This is a genomic window from Flavobacterium sp. FlaQc-52 (assembly GCF_044007495.1).
Taxonomy (GTDB): Bacteria; Bacteroidota; Bacteroidia; order Flavobacteriales; family Flavobacteriaceae; genus Flavobacterium; species Flavobacterium cupriresistens.
Window position 1 is genome coordinate 166466 of sequence record NZ_JBIPCV010000003.1, and the last position, 19607, is coordinate 186072.

At 36.5% G+C, this 19607-nt stretch carries 20 protein-coding genes; 10 read left to right on the forward strand and 10 right to left on the reverse strand.

The window, feature by feature from the left end:
• Positions 1-56: 56 nt before the first annotated feature.
• The 7 genes from hemF to hemA all read right to left on the reverse strand — a co-directional run bounded on the left by hemF (position 57) and on the right by hemA (position 6208).
• Entirely contained in the window at positions 57-980 is a 924-nt protein-coding gene (gene hemF, locus ACHRV5_RS07335; RefSeq protein ID WP_395426307.1) for an oxygen-dependent coproporphyrinogen oxidase, read from the reverse strand.
• Positions 970-1521 (reverse strand): GNAT family N-acetyltransferase, encoded by a 552-nt coding sequence (locus ACHRV5_RS07340; protein ID WP_395426308.1) that lies wholly within the window; start codon positions 1519-1521, stop codon positions 970-972. The genes hemF and ACHRV5_RS07340 overlap by 11 nt, the downstream gene beginning before the upstream one ends.
• Positions 1522-1523: 2 nt before the next feature.
• The gene (locus ACHRV5_RS07345; RefSeq protein ID WP_395426309.1) at positions 1524-1901 is read right to left on the reverse strand and encodes a hypothetical protein; all 378 of its coding nucleotides are present in this window, start codon (positions 1899-1901) and stop codon (positions 1524-1526) included.
• Between the two features lie 91 nt (positions 1902-1992).
• Positions 1993-3018 carry a uroporphyrinogen decarboxylase gene (hemE, locus tag ACHRV5_RS07350; RefSeq protein ID WP_047776893.1) on the reverse strand — a complete coding sequence of 342 codons (1026 nt, stop codon included), beginning with the start codon at positions 3016-3018 and terminating at the stop codon, positions 1993-1995.
• Positions 3019-3074: 56 nt separating this feature from the next.
• Entirely contained in the window at positions 3075-3740 is a 666-nt protein-coding gene (locus ACHRV5_RS07355; protein ID WP_395426310.1) for a uroporphyrinogen-III synthase, read from the reverse strand.
• Entirely contained in the window at positions 3740-4663 is a 924-nt protein-coding gene (hemC, locus tag ACHRV5_RS07360; RefSeq protein WP_047776896.1) for a hydroxymethylbilane synthase, read from the reverse strand. The genes ACHRV5_RS07355 and hemC overlap by 1 nt, the downstream gene beginning before the upstream one ends.
• 294 nt (positions 4664-4957) lie before the next feature.
• Entirely contained in the window at positions 4958-6208 is a 1251-nt protein-coding gene (gene hemA, locus ACHRV5_RS07365; RefSeq protein ID WP_047777096.1) for a glutamyl-tRNA reductase, read from the reverse strand.
• Positions 6209-6435: 227 nt separating this feature from the next.
• On the opposite strand from hemA, the gene ACHRV5_RS07370 reads away from it, so the two are divergent.
• The 7 genes from ACHRV5_RS07370 (at position 6436) to ACHRV5_RS07400 (ending at position 12539) form a co-directional block, all read left to right on the forward strand.
• Positions 6436-7308, forward strand: a complete 873-nt coding sequence (locus ACHRV5_RS07370; protein WP_047776898.1) for an AraC family transcriptional regulator — start codon at positions 6436-6438, stop codon at positions 7306-7308.
• Positions 7309-7521: 213 nt separating this feature from the next.
• A complete protein-coding gene (gene hemH / locus ACHRV5_RS07375; protein WP_395426311.1) occupies positions 7522-8541 on the forward strand; it encodes a ferrochelatase in 1020 nt (339 codons plus the stop codon).
• Positions 8542-8579: 38 nt separating this feature from the next.
• Complete coding sequence (locus ACHRV5_RS07380) at positions 8580-9128, forward strand: CopD family protein (RefSeq protein ID WP_395426312.1); 549 nt, start codon at positions 8580-8582, stop codon at positions 9126-9128.
• 138 nt (positions 9129-9266) lie between these two features.
• Positions 9267-10682, forward strand: a complete 1416-nt coding sequence (locus ACHRV5_RS07385; RefSeq protein WP_395426481.1) for a sensor histidine kinase — start codon at positions 9267-9269, stop codon at positions 10680-10682.
• A gap of 10 nt (positions 10683-10692) precedes the next feature.
• Positions 10693-11475 carry an enoyl-CoA hydratase/isomerase family protein gene (locus ACHRV5_RS07390; protein ID WP_395426313.1) on the forward strand — a complete coding sequence of 261 codons (783 nt, stop codon included), beginning with the start codon at positions 10693-10695 and terminating at the stop codon, positions 11473-11475.
• A gap of 71 nt (positions 11476-11546) precedes the next feature.
• Positions 11547-11948, forward strand: coding sequence for a hypothetical protein (locus ACHRV5_RS07395; protein WP_047776905.1), 402 nt, complete (start codon positions 11547-11549; stop codon positions 11946-11948).
• Between the two features lie 63 nt (positions 11949-12011).
• Positions 12012-12539 (forward strand): hypothetical protein, encoded by a 528-nt coding sequence (locus ACHRV5_RS07400; RefSeq protein ID WP_131701540.1) that lies wholly within the window; start codon positions 12012-12014, stop codon positions 12537-12539.
• A gap of 40 nt (positions 12540-12579) precedes the next feature.
• Here the strand turns inward: ACHRV5_RS07400 and ACHRV5_RS07405 are convergent, their stop codons facing one another.
• The 3 genes from ACHRV5_RS07405 to ACHRV5_RS07415 all read right to left on the reverse strand — a co-directional run bounded on the left by ACHRV5_RS07405 (position 12580) and on the right by ACHRV5_RS07415 (position 15660).
• A complete protein-coding gene (locus ACHRV5_RS07405; protein ID WP_395426314.1) occupies positions 12580-13233 on the reverse strand; it encodes a metal-dependent transcriptional regulator in 654 nt (217 codons plus the stop codon).
• A 91-nt stretch (positions 13234-13324) separates the two neighbouring features.
• Positions 13325-15196, reverse strand: a complete 1872-nt coding sequence (locus tag ACHRV5_RS07410) for an Nramp family divalent metal transporter (RefSeq protein ID WP_230003962.1) — start codon at positions 15194-15196, stop codon at positions 13325-13327.
• 74 nt (positions 15197-15270) lie between these two features.
• Entirely contained in the window at positions 15271-15660 is a 390-nt protein-coding gene (locus ACHRV5_RS07415) for a Fur family transcriptional regulator (protein ID WP_047776913.1), read from the reverse strand.
• A gap of 93 nt (positions 15661-15753) precedes the next feature.
• Between ACHRV5_RS07415 and ACHRV5_RS07420 the strand changes: the two genes are divergently transcribed.
• The 3 genes from ACHRV5_RS07420 to ACHRV5_RS07430 all read left to right on the forward strand — a co-directional run bounded on the left by ACHRV5_RS07420 (position 15754) and on the right by ACHRV5_RS07430 (position 19551).
• Positions 15754-16098 (forward strand): MerC domain-containing protein, encoded by a 345-nt coding sequence (locus ACHRV5_RS07420; RefSeq protein ID WP_047776915.1) that lies wholly within the window; start codon positions 15754-15756, stop codon positions 16096-16098.
• 5 nt (positions 16099-16103) lie between these two features.
• Positions 16104-17015 carry an NAD(P)/FAD-dependent oxidoreductase gene (locus ACHRV5_RS07425; RefSeq protein ID WP_395426315.1) on the forward strand — a complete coding sequence of 304 codons (912 nt, stop codon included), beginning with the start codon at positions 16104-16106 and terminating at the stop codon, positions 17013-17015.
• 250 nt (positions 17016-17265) lie between these two features.
• Positions 17266-19551 carry a TonB-dependent receptor domain-containing protein gene (locus ACHRV5_RS07430; RefSeq protein ID WP_395426316.1) on the forward strand — a complete coding sequence of 762 codons (2286 nt, stop codon included), beginning with the start codon at positions 17266-17268 and terminating at the stop codon, positions 19549-19551.
• The last annotated feature ends 56 nt before the right edge of the window (positions 19552-19607 follow it).

Here is a 19607-nt window from a genome sequence, read left to right on the forward strand (position 1 = left end):
ATCATAAGTCATGGATCTGCTTTCTTAAAATCGTGTTGTTGTTTTAGTTTTATATTTTAAATCCAATCAATCGGATTTTCAAGAACATTTAATAATTTCTCTTCCTCACTTCCCGTTTCCGGATGATGATCGTAAACCCACTGCACATGAGGTGGTAAACTCATCAGTATACTTTCGATTCTTCCATTGGTTTTTAAACCGAATAAAGTGCCTTTGTCATGAACTAAATTAAATTCAACATAACGGCCACGACGGATTTCCTGCCAGTTTCTTTGTTCGGGTGTGTATGGAAGATTTTTTCTTCTTTCTACAATCGGAACGTAAGCTTCAAGGAAACTATTTCCCACTTCACTAACAAAATTAAACCAGTTTTCCATTGACATCTGTTCATTTGCTTTGCAATAATCAAAGAATAAACCGCCTAGTCCGCGAGCCTCATTTCGGTGTGCATTCCAGAAGTAAGTATCACATTGCTTTTTATATTTTGGATAAAACTCCGGATTGTGTTTCTCACAAGCTGTTTTACAGGTTTGGTGAAAGTGTTTTGCATCTTCTTCAAACAAATAATAAGGCGTTAAATCCTGTCCACCACCAAACCATTGCTCGATTACTTTTCTTGGTTCTGTACTGAGCGAAGACGAAGTATCATACATTTCGAAGTAACGCCAGTTGGCATGAACTGTAGGAACCATTGGGTTTTTTGGATGTAAAACCAAACTTAGTCCGCAGGCAAAAAAATCTGCTTCGCCAACACCAAACATCTTTTGCATGGCTTCCGGTAATTTTCCGTGAACGGCTGAAATGTTGACACCACCTTTTTCAAAAACAGCTCCATTTTCGATCACACGGGTTCTTCCGCCACCACCTTCCGGACGTTTCCAAAGGTCTTCACGGAATTTTGCAGTTCCATCAACGGCTTCTAATCCGGCGCAAATCTGGTCTTGTAGTTTTTGAATGTAGGCGTAAAATTTATCTTTCATTGTTTTCGTATTCTGATTTAAGCAAGCCGAAATAAACGGTGTTCTGCAATTCGCCATCACCGTTTCTAAATTCGTCGCGTAAAATTCCTTCTTGTTTGAAGTTGTTTTTTAATGCAATCTGCTGACTTGCGAAATTAATTTCTGAAGTACAGATGAAAACTTTATTCATCAATAATTCATTGAAACAAAAATCAAGCGCATCAGAAGCCATTTTTGATATTATTCCTTTTCCCTGAAAATCTTCGTCAATGAAATAGCCGAGTTCGCATTTAGAGTTGCGATAGTCTATAGATTTTACACACAGATAACCAATTAAAGCATTGGTTTCGACGGCTCTCGCGAAAAAGAAATAACCTTCTTTGTTTTTCTCTTTCTCAAGATTGACAGTCAGGAAGCCCTCTGTTTTCTTGAGCGTGTCAGAGTTGGCCAGTGTTAGCGGAAAGGTTTGTGCAATATGACTTTTATTCTTATCAATAAGTTGGTAGAACTCTTGGGGAAGAATGTTTTTAATTCGGTCAGTTTTCCAATCGGTATTACTCATCTCTATTTGTTTTTAGCAGCAGTGATTTTAGTATTAATTCCAAAAGAAAAGACCTTGCTTTCCTGCTGGATGTATTGATAAACAGCCAAAGCTTTTTCGTGAAAAGTGTAACCTTCGACTTTGGAAAAACTCATTAGAAAATCAGCAAATTGCTCGAGATGATCCCAGTCAAAATGAAGTCGGAGCAATAAGGTGATCAAATCTTCATTTGAATAGTCAACTAATGTTTCAATGTTTAAACCGAATTCTTTTAATTGATTATCGAGGTCAATTTTATCTGAGTTGCTTAATGGCTGAGGTACAAAGACAATAGTTCGCAACGTTTTTAAAACATTATCGATTCTAATTTTTTCTTCGTCTCGTAAACCTTTGTTAAGCATGATTTATAGCGTTTTCAGTCTCAGTCTCAGTCTCGGTCTCAGTTTTCAGTTTTCAGTTTGTTAGGAGATAACTGAAAACTGAGACTGAAAACTAATTCCCGTATTCCTTCACCGCGTCAATAAATGCCTTGGCGTGATCTACAGGGATATTTGGTAAAATTCCGTGACCTAAATTTACGATATATTTGTCTTTTCCGAATTCGTCGATCATTTCGTGAACCATTTTCTTGATGGTTGGAATTGGAGAAAACAATCTTGACGGGTCAAAATTTCCTTGAAGTGTGATGTTTCCACCAGACAAGTAACGTGCATTTCTTGCAGAACAAGTCCAATCTACACCTAAAGCCGAAGCTTTACTTTTACCCATTTCACCCAAAGCAAACCAACATCCTTTTCCGAAAACAATAACCGGAGTAACCTCTGCCAAAGCATCAATAATCTGGTTGATGTATTTCCATGAAAACTCCTGATAATCAACCGGAGAAAGCATTCCTCCCCAAGAGTCAAAAATCTGAACGGCATTAACACCTGCTTTTACTTTTTCTTTTAAGTATAAAATGGTAGTGTCTGTAATTTTTTGTAATAAAGTATGTGCTGCAACCGGATTTGAAAAACAGAATCCTTTCGCAGTATCAAAACTTTTAGAACCTTTTCCTTCAACAGCATAACAGAAAATCGTCCAAGGTGAACCGGCGAAACCAATTAAAGGCACTTCGTCGTTCAACATTTCTTTAGTCAATTTAATGGCATCAAAAACATACCCTAAAGTTTCATTCACATCCGGAACAAAAACCTGATTTACTTGCTCCATTGTGCGAATTGGATCCGGAATAATTGGGCCCAGATTATCTTTCAATTCAACGTGAATTCCCATAGCGCGGGGTACCACCAAAATATCCGAAAACAAAATAGCAGCATCGGGAGCAATTCTGCGAATAGGCTGAACCGTTATCTCTGCAGCCAATTCCGGAGTTTCACAACGGGTAAAGAAATCGTATTTATCACGTAAAGCTCTAAATTCCGGTAAATATCTTCCTGCCTGACGCATCATCCATACGGGTGGACGTTGAACAGTTTCTCCTTTTAATGCTCTTAAAAATAGATCGTTTTTTAACATGTTTTTTATTTTTACACCTAACAGGTTTTTAAAACCGGTTAGGTGTTGTGTTATAATTATTTATATTCGTTGATCACATCTTCAATCACATCCTCAATAGTAGGCTGATCGGCGATTATGATGTTTTTTGTAATTTTCTCTAATGCTTGAGCTGTAGTTTCTCCGATACAGAAACAGGTTTCTTTCTTGATTGTGTTCTCTTTTAAATAACTATCAACGCCAGAGGGACTAAAAAACAAAATAGCAGCTGCTGTGGTTTTTATCTTCTGTGGAGTTAATGAAGTTTCATAAACCTGAATCTCATTTAGCTTTACATTGGCATCTTTTAAAGCTTTAGGCAACGTTTCTCTACGAAGATTTCCACTGAAAAAAGTATAGCTTTCCTGAGAATAGATCAACGTGATGATCTCAGCTAAATCTGAGGCATAACCAGTGTAAGCGACAACGTTGAATCCGCTATCGGATAAAAGAATCTTAGTTTTTAACCCAACGCAAAAAACATTTTTAGACTTTAATTTTTCACAATTTGGATCTGCTAAAATACTGTGAACAGCATTTTGACTGGTGAAAATCAAATTGTCGTTAAGATCTTTAATTTCAAAAGGTTTGTTTGCGGTTTGTATAAAATCGGCTTCGGTAAGTTCAAGACCGGCTTTTCGCAGTTCTTGCTTTTGAATGTTCGAAAGCGTTTTAGTCGACAGTATTTGAATTGATTTTGTCATTATTTTTTCAGGGATTCTTTAATTGTTTGCATCAATTCGGTTCCGCCATTGTTCAGGATTTCCTGAGCAGCAAAGAATCCTAGTTTTTTCCATTCTTCAATTCCAACAGTTTTGTTGATTTCCAGTTTTTGTTTTCCATCAATAGAAAGCAAAACACCTTGAAAGTGAAGGGTGTCTTCGTCTTCATTATACGTGACTAAAGCTCCAATTGGTGCAGTACAACCACCCTCTAAAGTTCTTAAAAACTGACGCTCGATATAGGTGCAAATTTCAGTTTCAATATGATTTAATTGGGATAATGCATCCAGAGTATAATTGTCGTTTTCCATTGCCACGACAAGCATTGCTCCTTGAGCCGGCGCAGGAATCATCCAATCTAAATCGATACAGTTTTGCGGTTTTAGGTTGATGCGCTCCAAACCTGCAGCGGCAAAAACAGCTCCATCCCAGTTATTGTCTTGTAATTTTTGCATGCGGGTGTTTACGTTTCCACGTAAGTCAACCACAGTATGATTAGGATATTTATTGAACCATTGCGCCTGACGTCTAAGACTTCCGGTGGCGATGGTACTTGGTGTAGTAAAATCAGGATTTCCTTTATGAACTAAAATATCCAGCACATTGGCTCTTTCCAGAACTGCCGCCTGAACGATTCCTTTTGGCAAAGCGGTCGGAACGTCTTTCATCGAATGTACCGCAATATCAACATCACCATTAATCATAGCAATGTCTAAGGTTTTGGTGAAAATTCCTGTAATTCCAAGTTCGTAAAGAGGTTTGTCGAGAATAATATCACCGGTAGATTTTACCGCTACAATTGAGGTTTCATAACCTAAATCGTTAAGTTGTTTTTCGACGGTATGTGCTTGCCAAAGTGCTAATTCGCTATCGCGAGTTCCAATTCGTATTACTTTTTTGTTCATTATTGTTTTTTTAAACCATATAAGTTATGTAAGCTCATTTAAGTTTCGCGTGGTATAGTGTTAGCGGCTTTTTATTTGAATTTGTATAACTTATTTTTTTTAACCATATAAGTTATGTAAGCTCATTTAAGCTTTCCGCAACATGATGTTAGCGGCTTTTATTGAATTTTCATAACTTATTTTTTTAACCATTTAAGTTATATGAGCTCATTTAAGCTTTCCGCAAGATGATAGTAGCGGCTTTTTTTAATATGAACTTATATAACTTATATGGTTTAAATATTTTCTCAAGCTTTATGAAGCCTTTATTTTGAAGACTTTCTCGATCCATTCGATGCTTTCATCGACCATGGTGTTGTCGTCTTTTAAGTGATTGGCAAAATGAGTGGTGATTTTTTGAATGATTCTTGCACTGATAATTTCAGCTTGTTCTTCATTAAAATCAGTTATTTTTCTGCTTTGAAAATCCAGTTCTGAATTTTTTATGGCATTCAGTTTTTCTTTTAAAGCATTAATGGTAGGAGCAAATTTTCTTCCTTTAGTCCAGGTTATAAATTCTTCCTTTACCTCTTCGATAATCGCTTCTGCTGCAGGAATGTGCAGTTTACGGTTTTCTAAAGTTTCGTCTGTTAATTGAGACAAATAATCCATGTGGATTAAAGTAACACCTTCTAAATCCTCTACATTTTCATCTACATTTTTCGGAATAGAAAGATCCAGAATTAGTAATGGTTTTTTAAGATTTAGAATCGCTTTATCAACCGTTGGGTTCTGAGCTCCGGTTGCCACAACAACAACATCGGCTTTTTGAAGTTCAAGGTGTAATTCTGAGTAGTCTTTAACAATCAGATTTAGTTTTCCGGCCAATTTCTCGGCTTTGTCTTTCGTTCTGTTAATTAAAGTGATATGTTCGTTTTTGGTATGTTTTACAAGATTTTCGCAAGTATTTCTTCCGATTTTTCCGGTTCCGAACAACAATATGTTTTTATTACTGATGTCGGCAACATTTTTAAGAATGTATTGTACAGATGCAAAAGAAACTGAAGTAGCACCTGAACTGATTTCCGTTTCGTTTTTGATTTTCTTACTTGCTTGAATGACTGCATTTACCAATCTTTCTAAAAAAGCATTGGCCAAATTCATTGATTTTGAATGCGAAAAGCTGGTTTTTATTTGAGAGATAATTTCGAAGTCACCCAAAATCTGACTGTCTAATCCTGTTCCTACGCGAAACATGTGATTAATCGCTTCTTGGTTTTTATAAACAAAACCCACCTTTTGAAAGGCATCAACAGAACCATTGCTGTTATCACAGATTAGCTTTATCAATTGAAACGGGTGTTCTGCAAAACCATAAATTTCAGTTCTGTTGCAGGTCGAAGTTACGATTAAGCTTTCGATCCCTTCGTTTTTGGCTTGTTCTAATAGACGCGTTTTGGCAATTGCGTCCAAACTAAATTTACCTCTGACCTCTGCATCGGCTTTTTTGTAACTCAGACCAACTGAGTAAAAATAAAGATGTTTTGGTGCGTTGTTGTTTTCCATAAATCCACTTTCATAAAAGTGCAACAAAATTATCATTATAGCTTTTATAAAAGTAACGCTCAAAGTACTTTTTGTGTCGCTATATGTTTTTTTGATTCTAAACAGCTGTTTTTATGCAAAAAGGATTATTTTTGTAGCAAAATCAAGTTGTTAGAATTGATTTGTTTAGAGTCATTCTAAATAAGATTTTGTTTTTTAAGCAATTTATCCTTCAAAAAAATATCGCTATGAGTTCTCAGGAAATTATAAAAATTGAAGACGATTTTACGCTAATCCGTTTTCAGAATGACAGTCCGGAGCCATTTTTTGCACAGCATGAAGTTGGTAGTGGTCTGATACAGTTTCACTTCGGTATAAAAGGGAACGCTAAATTTTTATTCAATCAGGGTAATTATGCTTTGGAATTGAAGGAAGAAAAATCGCTGCTTTTATACAATCCGCAGAAAGAATTACCGCTTCATTTAGAACTTGCTCCAAATTCATGGGTGATTTCTGTAATTGTTTCAATAAAGAAATTCCATGCGTTATTTTCTGCCGAAGCCGATTATATTACTTTTTTAAGTCCTGATAATAAGGATAAAAAGTATTATAACGAGGGGAATATTAGTCCGTCTATGGCGATTGTATTGAGTCAATTGTTTCATTATAATTTACATCCGTCTATTAAAAACCTGTATTATAAAGGAAAAGGATACGAATTACTGAGTTTGTATTTTAACAGAACCGAAGACCCAAATGCAGAACAATGTCCGTTTTTGATTGATGAAGACAATGTTTTGAAAATCAGAAAAGCCAAAGAAATCATTATAGCCAATATGGCCGAACCACCCGGTTTACAAGAACTGGCGGATGAAATTGGATTGAATCTGAAGAAACTAAAGATGGGTTTCAAACAAATTTATGGCGATACCGTTTATGGTTTTTTGTTTGATTATAAAATGGATTTCGCCAGAAAACTACTCGACAGCGGTTCTTATAATGTAAACGAAGTTGGATTGAAGATAGGCTATAGTACAGGAAGTCACTTTATAGCGGCCTTCAAGAAAAAGTTTGCCACAACTCCAAAAAAATATTTAATGTCGATTAATACAAATGTTTAGGTTTTTTGCCACTAATTGCACGAATTTACACGAATGTACAATCTGCTGAAACGGCATAAAAGAATCTAAGAGATTGTTTTTTGATATTCAACAATAAATAAAAAATAACATTTATCATATTTCTAAAAAGTTGTAAGAGCTACTTTTGCAGAAAATTTAATTAAACAAAAGCTTAAAGCCCAGAGCTTAAAGCCTAAAGCAATAAAAAAGATAATGAAAGGCGTATTATTAGTAAACTTAGGATCTCCGGATAGTCCAACTGCAAAAGACGTAAAACCCTATTTAGATGAATTTTTAATGGATAAATACGTGATTGATGTTCCGTATTTATTGAGAGCCTTTTTGGTTAGAGGGATTATTCTAAGAAAAAGACCGGAAGAATCAGCACATGCCTATGCAAAAATTTGGTGGGATGAAGGTTCACCATTAGTAGTGCTTTCCGAGAGAATGAAGAAAAAAGTACAACCTTTAACGGCTGTTCCGGTTGCATTAGCGATGCGTTACGGATCGATGACAATCGAAAAAGGACTTCAGGAATTGCATGACAAAGGAGTTAATGAGGTATTGCTTTTCCCGCTGTACCCGCAATATGCGATGGCTTCGACTTTGACCATTTTAGTGTTAGCAGAAGAGATTCGCAAGAAGAAATTTCCAAACATGAAGTTTACAGATGTTCCTGCGTTTTACAACAAACCGGATTATATTAAAAACGTTGCCGATTCTATTGAGAAAAATCTAAAAGGTTTTGATTACGATCAGTTGGTTTTCTCTTATCACGGAATCCCGGAACGTCACGTTCGTAAAACAGATAAAACAAAATCACATAAAAAGTTTGTTACTAACGAAATGTGTTGCGAAGTCGGAACGCCAGAAGCGGAATTTTGCTACAGAACACATTGTTATGAAACGACACGTCTGGTAGTAGAGCGATTAGGAATTCCAAAAGACAAATATTGTGTGACTTTCCAGTCCAGATTGGCCGGTGATAAATGGCTTGAGCCTTATACAGATGTCGAAATTGACAAAATGCCTTCAAGAGGAATTAATAAAATTGCAGTTGTAACCCCTGCCTTTGTTACCGATTGTTTAGAAACACTGGAAGAAATTGCAATGCGTGCCAAAGAAGACTTTGAAGCCAACGGAGGGAAAGAGTTTTTGGCCATTCCATGTTTGAATGATGATGACGAGTGGTGCGAGACAGTTAGTAACTGGATTAATGATTGGGCGAAATAGAAAATAGAACAAAGAGTTAAGAAAAAAGAAAGTACTAAATGGAATATTATAATTACCTAAAATCCTTACATCTTATTTTTGTAATTACCTGGTTTGCGGGATTGTTTTATATTGTACGTTTGTTTGTATATCAAATAGAAGCCAACGAAAAGCCTTCTCCTGAAAAAGAAATTTTACAAGCGCAGTATAAAATTATGGCCTACCGTTTGTGGTATATTATCACATGGCCGTCTGCAATTTTGGCAAGTATCTTTGCTTTTTGGATGCTGTTTTTTACAGATTTAGGAAATGCCTGGCTCAAAATGCCGTGGATGCATGTTAAATTGTGTTTCGTGTTTTTATTGTATTTGTATCACGGCAAATGCCATCAGATTTTCAAGCAACTGCAAAATGATGAGGTGAAATACACCAATAATTTTATGCGTTTGTGGAATGAAGGTGCAACGATTATATTATTCGCAGTCGTTTTTTTAGTAGTGTTAAAAAGCGCAATCAACTGGATCTATGGTGTAATCGGAATCATGGCATTCTCGATTTTAATCATGTTAGGTTTTAGATTTTACAAAAGAATTCGGGAGAAGAAATAGAGTTTTTGTTTCAGGTTCAAAGTTTCAAGTTTAAACCTGAAACCTGAAACCTGAAACTTTGAACCTGAAACAAAAAAAACTATGTTGAACAACTTCAAAATGTCGATGCTTTCTTTGCGTACCAGGATTTTCCTGTCGATGATTGTATTGATTGTTGTGGCATCTTTTTTATTGGCGTCTATTTCGATTATTCAGTTTAAAAATGAAGCCAAAGAATACCATCAGGAACGTTTAGAGCGCAAGGAAAATGCGGTAAAAGAACACATCAATTATGTGTTGTCGACTACAACTTATCCGCTGAAAACCGGGAATCTGGATTTAATTTTTAAAGATAAAATCCACGAATTAGCTCAGATTCATAAAATTGAGATCAATATTTACAGTTTGGACGGGAAATTGCTAAAATCGTCCAAAGAGTCTTTTGCTGTAGATAAAGCACCACCGCCAATTCCGGAATACATTCTTAAACTGGTTCGCTCTTCTATCGAAAAGCGTTTTGTAGATATCAAAACCATCGATGGAGTCAAGAACAGATCTTCCTATAGCTTAATTAAGGACGAAAAATTCAAGCCCTTGGGGATTTTGAATCTCCCTTACCTCGAAGATGACGGCTATTATGACAATGAGTTAAACACCTTTTTGATTCGTTTGAGTCAGGTGTACTCGTTTATGCTTCTGGTAGCTTTTGCTTTAGCCTACTTTTTATCGACCTATATTACGAAATCATTGAAAACCATTTCAGACCGATTGGAAGAAACCAATTTAGATCAGAAGAATGAGAAGATTGTTTTGGAGGCGAATAGTAAAGAAGTAAACTTCCTGATCAAAGCCTATAATGGAATGGTGGATAAACTGGAGACCAGTGCTATAAAACTAGCCCAGAGTGAGCGGGAAGAGGCATGGAGAGAAATGGCAAAACAGGTGGCGCATGAGATTAAAAATCCGCTAACGCCAATGCGTCTGACGGTGCAGAGTTTTCAACGAAAGTTCGATCCCACAGTTCCCGATGTCAAACAAAAGCTGAATGATTACTCCGAAACGCTGATTCAGCAAATTGATACTATGACGGCCGTGGCTTCGGCATTTTCGAATTTTGCATCCATGCCGGCGCAACAGAACGAAACCTTAAATGTAGTGGAGGTTGTGGAGTTGGCATTGGATATTTTTAATGAAGATTATATCGTTTTTGAAAGCCAGGAAGAGGAAATTATCTCTAAAATGGATCGTACACAATTGATCCGTGTGATTACCAATCTGGTTAAAAATGCCACACAAGCTATTCCGGAGAATCAAACTCAGAAATCTATTTTAGTTACTGTGAAACGTCGGAATAATAATGTCGAAATAGCGGTAAAAGACAATGGAATCGGGATTCAGAAACAAGATAGCAGCAGAATTTTTGAACCAAAATTCACCACCAAAACCAGTGGAATGGGTCTTGGACTAGGAATTATAAAAAACATAATCGAAAATTACAAAGGAACAATTACCTTTGAATCAACATATGGAAAAGGAACTACATTCAGAGTTTCTTTACCAATCATAAACTCTTAAAATAAGCGTCATGAACTACGAGAATCTTTTAATTTCTATTGAAGAAAATATTGCAACCGTTACTATTAACAGGCCAACGAAACTAAATGCGTTAAACAAAGCGACGATTAGTGACCTGAATAAAGCTATAAAATTGTTAGGTAAAAATAACGATGTCAGAGTTATTATTTTGACCGGAAGCGGCGAAAAAGCATTTGTGGCCGGAGCCGATATTTCAGAATTTGCAAATTACACGATTATTGAAGGCGCACAATTGGCTGCCGAAGGACAGGAAGCGTTGTTTGATCATATTGAGAATTTGAAAAAACCGGTTATCGCTGCTGTCAATGGTTTCGCTTTAGGCGGAGGATTGGAATTAGCGATGGCATGTCATTTCAGAGTAGCCTCAGAGAATGCTAAAATGGGATTACCCGAAGTAAGTCTGGGATTAATTCCGGGATATGGAGGAACACAACGTTTGCCGCAGCTTGTTGGTAAAGGACGAGCGATGGAATTAATAATGACAGCCGGAATGCTTACTGCCGAAGAAGCTAAACAATACAGCTTAGTAAACCATGTAGTCCCTCAGGCAGAACTTTTAGAATTTACTAAAGGAATTGCACAAAAAATCATCAAAAATGCTCCTTTTGCAATCAGCAAAGCCATCAAGTCGATCAATGCGAATTTTGTGGATGGTAAAAATGGTTTTGAAACGGAAATAAAATCATTCGGAAAATGTTTCGGAACTCAGGATTTTAAAGAAGGAACTACTGCTTTTTTGGAGAAAAGAAAACCTGAATTTACAGGGAAGTAATAAAAATAGTTAACCGCAAGGTTCGCAAAGCTTTGCGAATCTTTCGGTTAAAAAAACAAACAATAATTATCATGTCCTACGAACCAATATTTGCTCTTTTCAGCGAACGCGTGAAAGAAAGCATTCAAAGCGGCACCTTTGCCAAATTAACTTTAGCCAAAACCATTGGTGATACCGAGATCAAAAACATCTATTTCAGACTGGTTCTGAATGAAGATAATACCTATTCGATATCGTTAACAACCCGTTATAAAACCGAAGAAATAGAAAGTATCCATACTTTAGACGAGGCTTTATTGGTGCTAGGTTCGTATATTAAAAATCCATTTTTGACGGCACTTTTGTTTACAACTGACAATGACCTGACGTTTAAAGTCAACAAGAAAAATGCCGGTAGCATCATCGAGCAACCGCCGACTTTTAAAAATGCCTCGCCTGTAATGCTTGAAATGATTGAGAAAGGGATTGTTTAAGTGTTGTTGAACAGCATGGTGCGCTAGAATAAATCATAAAATTATAATTTAAGTTTACCCCAAATGAAGAAAAGAATTACTCTTTTTATGTTGGCATTGACTTTTGCTTCTGCAACGGTTTCTGCTCAAACGAAAATGAAAGAATATAAAGCAGGACATACTTTTACCGTTAATTTGCCTGACTATATGAATAAAACGGCCGGTATAAATACATCATCGGCTATTGAATACAAAAGCGAAGTCAAAGAAACCTATGGGTTTGTAATCTATGATTTGAAAGAAGATTTGAGTCTTGTAGAGTTAAATTATGCTTCAGCAAATGACTTTTATGAGGACTTTATGAAGGATTTCCTTAGTGATGTAGAGAAAAAAACGGTTTCGACTCCTGTTTCAAAGAAGATCAATGAAACCAATTTTCTGGAAGCCGATATTAGCTATTATGATAAAGATGCCGCGATGGATATTTATTATTTAGTTGGAATTGTTGAAACTAAAAAAGCCTTTTATAAAGTGTTTTCATGGACTTCAACGGCAAATAAAGACAAGTTCAAGGGCGATTTTCAAAAGATACTCTACAGCTTGAAAGATTAAAAAAAATCCCAAAACTTTAAGTTTTGGGATTTTTTTGTTTCTAAACCAGTTTCACAAATAAATTGGAAGCAATTTTATTAGAAATCGACAGTTCTTTATTGTCAACCTTTATTTTTACTGATAAATCAAAAGACTCTTTGGACAAGAGTTCAATTTTAGAGCCCAAAGCAATTTCCTGTTTGTCCAGATACTTCAAAAACTCCGAGGAGGTATCTTTTACGCCGACACAAACGCCAATTTGACCTTCGTTTAACTCTGATAGCAGATGTTTCTCAATTTTAACGATACGACCGTTAGCATCCGGAATAGGATCACCGTGCGGGTCTTCTGTTGGGTTTCCAAGAAAATCATCCAGACGGTTAATCAGTTGCTCGGATTTAATATGCTCTAACTGTTCTGCAATATCGTGGACTTCATCCCAGCTGAAATTTAGTTTTTCAACTAGAAATACTTCCCACAAACGATGTTTTCTAACAATCATCTTGGCAGCCAGTTTGCCGTTTTCCGTCAAAGAAACGCCTTGGTATTTTTTATAATTTACTAAATCCTTTTCGGACAGCTTTTTAAGCATATCCGTAACCGATGAAGCTTTGGTCTCCATCATTTCGGCAATAGCATTTGTGCTCACTTCTGTTTCTAAAGAAGCAGTAAGGTGGTATATCGCTTTTAAGTAGTTTTCTTCTGAGAAAGTCATTCTTTTTTAAGGTTCTAAGCGGCTGAGATGCTGAGGTTCTGAGTGTAAAGATTCAAAATCTTAGCCACTTAGTAACTCAGGATCTTAGCTACTATTTTTTAACAATCAACAAAGGTATTGAAATTTTATGACGCAGTTTGTCTACTGTTGTGCCAAAAAGAAGATCCTTTAGACCCGTATGGCCATGGGTTCCCATTACCAAAATATCAAAATCACCTTCATTTATAATTTTTGCGATAATCGTATTGGGTTTTCCAAAGCCAAGCTCGGTTTTGATTTTAAATCCTTTTTTGGAAAGCATTTCTTTGTATTCCAATAATAATTTTTCATCAATAGTAGTCTCATGATCTTGTATTTCGACGCCGTACATTAAAGCGCCAACCGTTTCTACTATGTGAATTAAGGTATATTGTGTGTCAATGCCCCCCAATTCAAAGGCTTTGTTTAATGCAGGCTCGTCAGCATTTGAGAAATCGACCGAAATGGCTATGTTCTTAATCGTTTGGTTTTCTTTTGGCGAAAACTGTAATTTTAAATGATGAGGGGAGTGGTTCACTATCTTGTTTTTTACCTTAGCGATAAAAGGTCCAACCACGATATAAAGCAGCAAAGCAAGGAATGCGAAAGCCAATGGAACAACGGTAAGCCACAGTACTATTGGATTGCTGGAGTTTTCAAGCCAGGAAGTAATTTCATCGTATACTAATTTTGCATTCAACGAAACTATAATTGCCGCAATAATCCACGAAACTACCTGTGTTGTTCTGGAAATATGAAAACCGTTCATTTTTGATTTATCACTCACAAAATGAATCAAAGGGATAATCGCAAAACCCAATTGCAAACTTAAAATGACCTGACTTAGAATTAATAGTTTTCCGGTGACGCTTTCGCCATAAATTAAAATAACGATAACGGCAGGAATAATGGCAATTAAACGCGTAAGGATACGACGAACCCAAGGCTGAATACGCAAATGCAGATAGCCTTCCATTACAATTTGTCCGGCCAGCGTTCCGGTAACCGTAGAACTTTGTCCTGCTGCAATCAGCGCAACAGCAAATAAAATGGGAGCCCACTTGGTTCCCAACAGCGGTTCCAGAAATTGATGTGCATCCTGAATTTCGGCTACTTCAAACATACCGTTTTTATGAAAAGTCGCCGCAGCAAGAATCAAAATGGCTGCGTTCACAAAAAAGGCCAGATTTAAAGCGATGGTCGAATCGATGAAATTGTATTTTAAAGCTTGTTTGATACCCGCCGGTGTTCGGTCAAATTTTCTGGTTTGCACCAAAGAAGAGTGTAAATATAAATTGTGAGGCATCACAGTTGCCCCAATAATTCCGATGGCAATATACAAAGCAGCAGAATTTGGAATAGAAGGGATGAGGCCTTCGAGCACTTTATGCATTTCCGGCTCTGCAAAAATCATTTCAAAAATAAAAGAGAAGCCGATAATGGCAACCAAAGCAATAATGAAGGCTTCCATCTTGCGAATTCCTTTATTGATCAGGAAAAGCAGTAAAAAGGTATCTAAAACGGTAATTAAAACCGCTTCGAGAAGCGGAATGCCAAATAACAGATTAATTCCGATCGCCATTCCGAGAACTTCTGCCAGATCACAAGCTGCAATGGCAATTTCTGCCAGAAAGTATAAAATGTAATTGATGTATTTAGAGTAGGTTTCTCTCGAAGCTTGCGCCAGATCGCGCTGTGTCACAATTCCAAGTCGGGCACTTAGGCTTTGAAGTAGTAAAGCCATCAAATTACTCATAAGCAAAACCCAAACCAGGGTGTAGCCAAACTGACTCCCTCCGGCAATATCGGTAGCCCAGTTTCCGGGGTCCATATAACCTACACTTACTAAGTATGCCGGACCGAAGAAGGCTAGTATTTTTCTGAATCCTGTTTTTTTGTTCTCGGTGGGAACCGATTGGTTTACTTCTTCTAAAGATTTGGTCATTGTCAAAATATTGATTTTCCAAATATATAGAAAAATTGCATTCGCTCAACAATATTTTTAGACAAGTCTAAAAGTTAAATGTTAGAATTTAAACAATTGGGACACAAACCTGATAACGTAAAGTTAATATCATTTACTTTATAGTTGTGCGGAATGATGTAACTTGGTTTTACATTTTCAAGACAGGTTATTTCGTGGCAATTTTCACAGCTGAAGTGAGCATGATTATGAATGTGTACAGGATGTGCATGATGGCATTTGGCATATTTTACCGTACCGTCAAGATCTACAATTTTATGTACGATATCGTCATTTACAAGACGATCCAATATTCTGTAAATTGTAACACGATCACACAAATCTGCTGTTAATTTGTGAATTTCTGTATGTGACAATGCCGTTTTCGATTCGGTGAGAATCTGTGTAACGGCTGTCTTTGCGGTGGTATTTCGAGTGTTTTTCATTCTAAATCAATTAAATATATTAACGCAACAATGTTGCGATTGAAATAATTTTATATATTTGCAACAGAATTGCATTAAGCAAAAGTACGAGAAATGAAGAAAACGACCATGGCCCTTTACGATATTTTAGGAATTTCGAGCGCTACCATTTGTTTGGTGCATTGCTTGCTCTTTCCTTTGCTAACCATTCTGCCATTAGGATTAACTCACAATCCTTTTATCGATTTGGTTTTTGCTTCAATTGGACTTTTTGCGATTTTAAAAATAATTAAAAAATCGAACCTTTTGGTCTCCAGCATTTTTATTATTTCTATGGCCATGATTTGGATCAGTGTTTTGGTCGATATTTTTTTGGAAATTCATCTTGATTGGATCTTTTTTGGAGGAATAGGGATGATTGTGGGACATTTTTTAAATTATAAATCACATAAAAGATAACAATTATGGCACAGCAAAATCATTTTGAAGTTATTGTTGTAGGAGGAAGTTATAGCGGACTAGCTGCCGCGATGAGTCTGGGGCGTTCTTTGCGTGAGGTTTTGGTGATAGATAGTGGCCTGCCATGTAACAGACAAACACCCTATTCGCATAATTTTATTACACAGGATGGAGAGAAGCCGGCAACTATTTCGAAGAAAGCCAAAGAAGAGATTGGCTCTTATGATACAGTTCAATTTCAGAACGAATTAGCAGTTAGCGCTGTCAAAATAGAAAATGGTTTTGAACTTAAAACAGAATCAGGAAAAACGTTTACAGCAAAGAAAATTCTTTTCGCAACCGGAATAAAAGATTTGATTCCGAATATTAATGGCTTTGGTGCCTGTTGGGGAATCTCCGTTTTGCATTGCCCGTATTGTCATGGTTATGAAGTGAAAGGTGAGAAAACGGCGGTTATTGCCAACGGTGATCTGGGTTTTGAATATGTGAAGATGATTTCAAACTGGACAAAAGAGCTTAGTTTGCTGACAAACGGAAAAGCAAATTTTAGTATAGCGCAAATAGAGTTGCTTCAAAAACATGGAATTAAGATCATTGAAGAGGAGATTGATTCATTTCTTCATGAAAACGGAAGCATTCGTGAGGTAGTTTTCAAAAACAAATCAAAAATTAAAGTAAAGGCGGTTTATGCCAAAGTTCCTTTTGTACAGCACTGTCCGTTACCTGAAATTTTAGGGTGTGAATTGACCGAGCAAGGTTTGCTAAAAGTAGATCTGTTGCAGCGAACCAACGTTCCCGGAATTTATGCCAGCGGGGATAGTACCATTCAGGCACGATCTGTTGCAATGGCAGTTTCTTCAGGCTCTTTTGCAGGAGCCTCAATTAATAGAGAACTTATCGACGAAAGTTTCGTTTAAGGATCTCCTTATTCTTTTATAACACATGGAATCATAATTTCCTTTACTTAATTAAAAGGGGTTTTGTTTTTTAAAGGTTACAGAGTTAAATAGGTTTTTGGTTAGGTTTAGCTCGGTTTTTCTTATGATTCTGTGTGTTTTTTTCTTTTATCCAAACCCACTAAATGATTTCATTTTTAAGTTTTTAGCCTTATGAACATTATTTGTCGAATTTAATTTTTAGATTTGTCTAAAAATTAATTTACACAAAATGAAATATTTATTTTTAGTCTTGTTTTTATTTTCTGCGAAAATGGTTCATTCGCAAACTATTTCGGGAAAGGTAAACAGGGATAATGACGCTCAATTGATTAAAATTACCTTGTTAAATACCGTATTTAAAACAGAAGCAGATAGTTTAGGGTATTATAAATTAGATAACATTCCTCAGGGAGAATATAAAATTCAGGTTACCTCTATGGGATTTAAACCCGTAACCCAAAGGATTTTGGTAGCAGAGAACGAAAAACTGAATCTTGATTTTGAATTAAAAGACAACGATAACGAACTCAATGAAGTGGTGGTTTCCGGAACTCTAAAACCCGTAAAGCGATTAGAAAGTGCCGTTCCGGTTGAGGTTTATTCTACGGTTTTCTTCAAGAAAAACCCAACGCCTAGTATTTATGAGGCACTTCAGAATATAAACGGTGTTCGGCCTCAGTTGAATTGTGGGGTCTGCAATACGGGAGACATTCATATTAATGGTCTTGAAGGACCATATACTTTGATTTTAATTGACGGGATGCCAATTGTGAGTAGTCTATCAACGGTTTATGGACTGTCTGGAATTCCAAATTCGCTTGTAGAACGCATTGAAATCGTAAAAGGCCCGGCTTCCTCCTTGTACGGAAGTGAGGCTGTGGGAGGCTTAATCAATATCATTACCAAAAATCCGATTAATGCACCGTTGTTTTCTGCTGATGTTTTTACGACTTCTTATTTAGAAACCAATGTCGATTTAGGAATGAAATTCAATCCGTCAAAAAAAGCAACAACGCTTTTAGGGGTTAATTACTTCAATTACAATCAGATTATCGATAAGGATCGTGATAATTTTACCGATGTAACCTTGTCAGAACGAATTTCAGTTTTTAATAAGTGGAGTTTTTTGAGGGACAATAACCGTTTGTTTACCATTGCTGCAAGAGGAATGTACGAAGATCGCTGGGGTGGAGATGTGCGTTGGGAGAAGAAATTCCGCGGAGGGGATGAAATTTATGGAGAAAGCATTTACACCAAAAGAGGAGAATTAATAGGAAGTTATCAATTGCCTTTTGAAGAAAAACTGATGGTGTCTTTCTCCGGAAATGTGCATTATCAGGACAGTCGCTACGGAACGACCTCTTATATCGCCAATCAGAAAATTGGATTTTTGCAATTGACTTGGGATAAAAAAATGGGTAGAAACGATTTTCTGGCCGGAATTGCCAATCGTTATTCCTACTATGATGACAATACAACCGCAACTAAAGAGGCCGAAAGTACGTGGTTACCCGGAATTTTTGTTCAGGATGAAATTACGATTTCTCCAAAAAGTCAGGTTTTGTTGGGAATGCGATACGACTACAATTCGATTCACGGTTCTATTTATACTCCCAGAGTGGCCTATCGATGGAAGAAAAATCCAAATACTATTTTCAGATTGAACGCGGGAACCGGATTTCGAGTAGTGAATCTGTTTACCGAAGACCACGCAGCACTTACAGGTTCCAGAGATGTGGTGATCAAAAGTGATTTAAAACCGGAGCAATCCGTCAATGTGAATCTGAATTACATACAGAAAATCAATTTTGGAAACGGAACTTTTATGGGGATCGAAACAACGGCTTTTTATACCCGATTCAGCAATAAAATCATTTCAGATTACGAAAGCGATCCGAATAAAATCATTTACGATAACATCAATGGTTATGCGTTAAGTCAGGGAATCAGTACGAATGTGGATCTTAATTTTCTGTCAGGTTTAAAGTTTATTGTTGGTGCAACGCTACTGGATAATAAAAATGTAGAAAATGGAGTTTCGGCAACACCTTTTTTAACCGAGAAATTCACAGCAACCTGGAGTGTTTCATATAAAATAGATTCACTAAATTTATTGTTAGATTATACGGGGAATGTGTACAGCCCGATGAAGTTACCTTTATTAAGTGATTTAGACCCAAGAAGTCCGAAATCGCCGTGGTATAGTATTCAGAACATTCAATTTACGTATTTCGGATGGAAGAATTTTGAAGTGTACGGGGGAATTAAAAACCTGTTGAATTTTACACCAAAACGCAATAATCCCTTTTTGATTTCAAGAACAAATGATCCTTTCGATAAAAATGTGCAAACATCAGATGGAACAAATGTTGGCTTAAATGGACAAGTAGTTCCAAAAGGGCAAATTGTGACTACTTCAGATAATCCGTACGGTTTGACTTTTGACACAACTTATGTTTATGGACAAAACCAAACCATTAGAGGTTTCTTTGGTTTGAGATATAATTTAAAGTAGGGATTTAAGTTGCCATTTAAAAATAATTTTGAACACGAATTACACGAATTTTCACG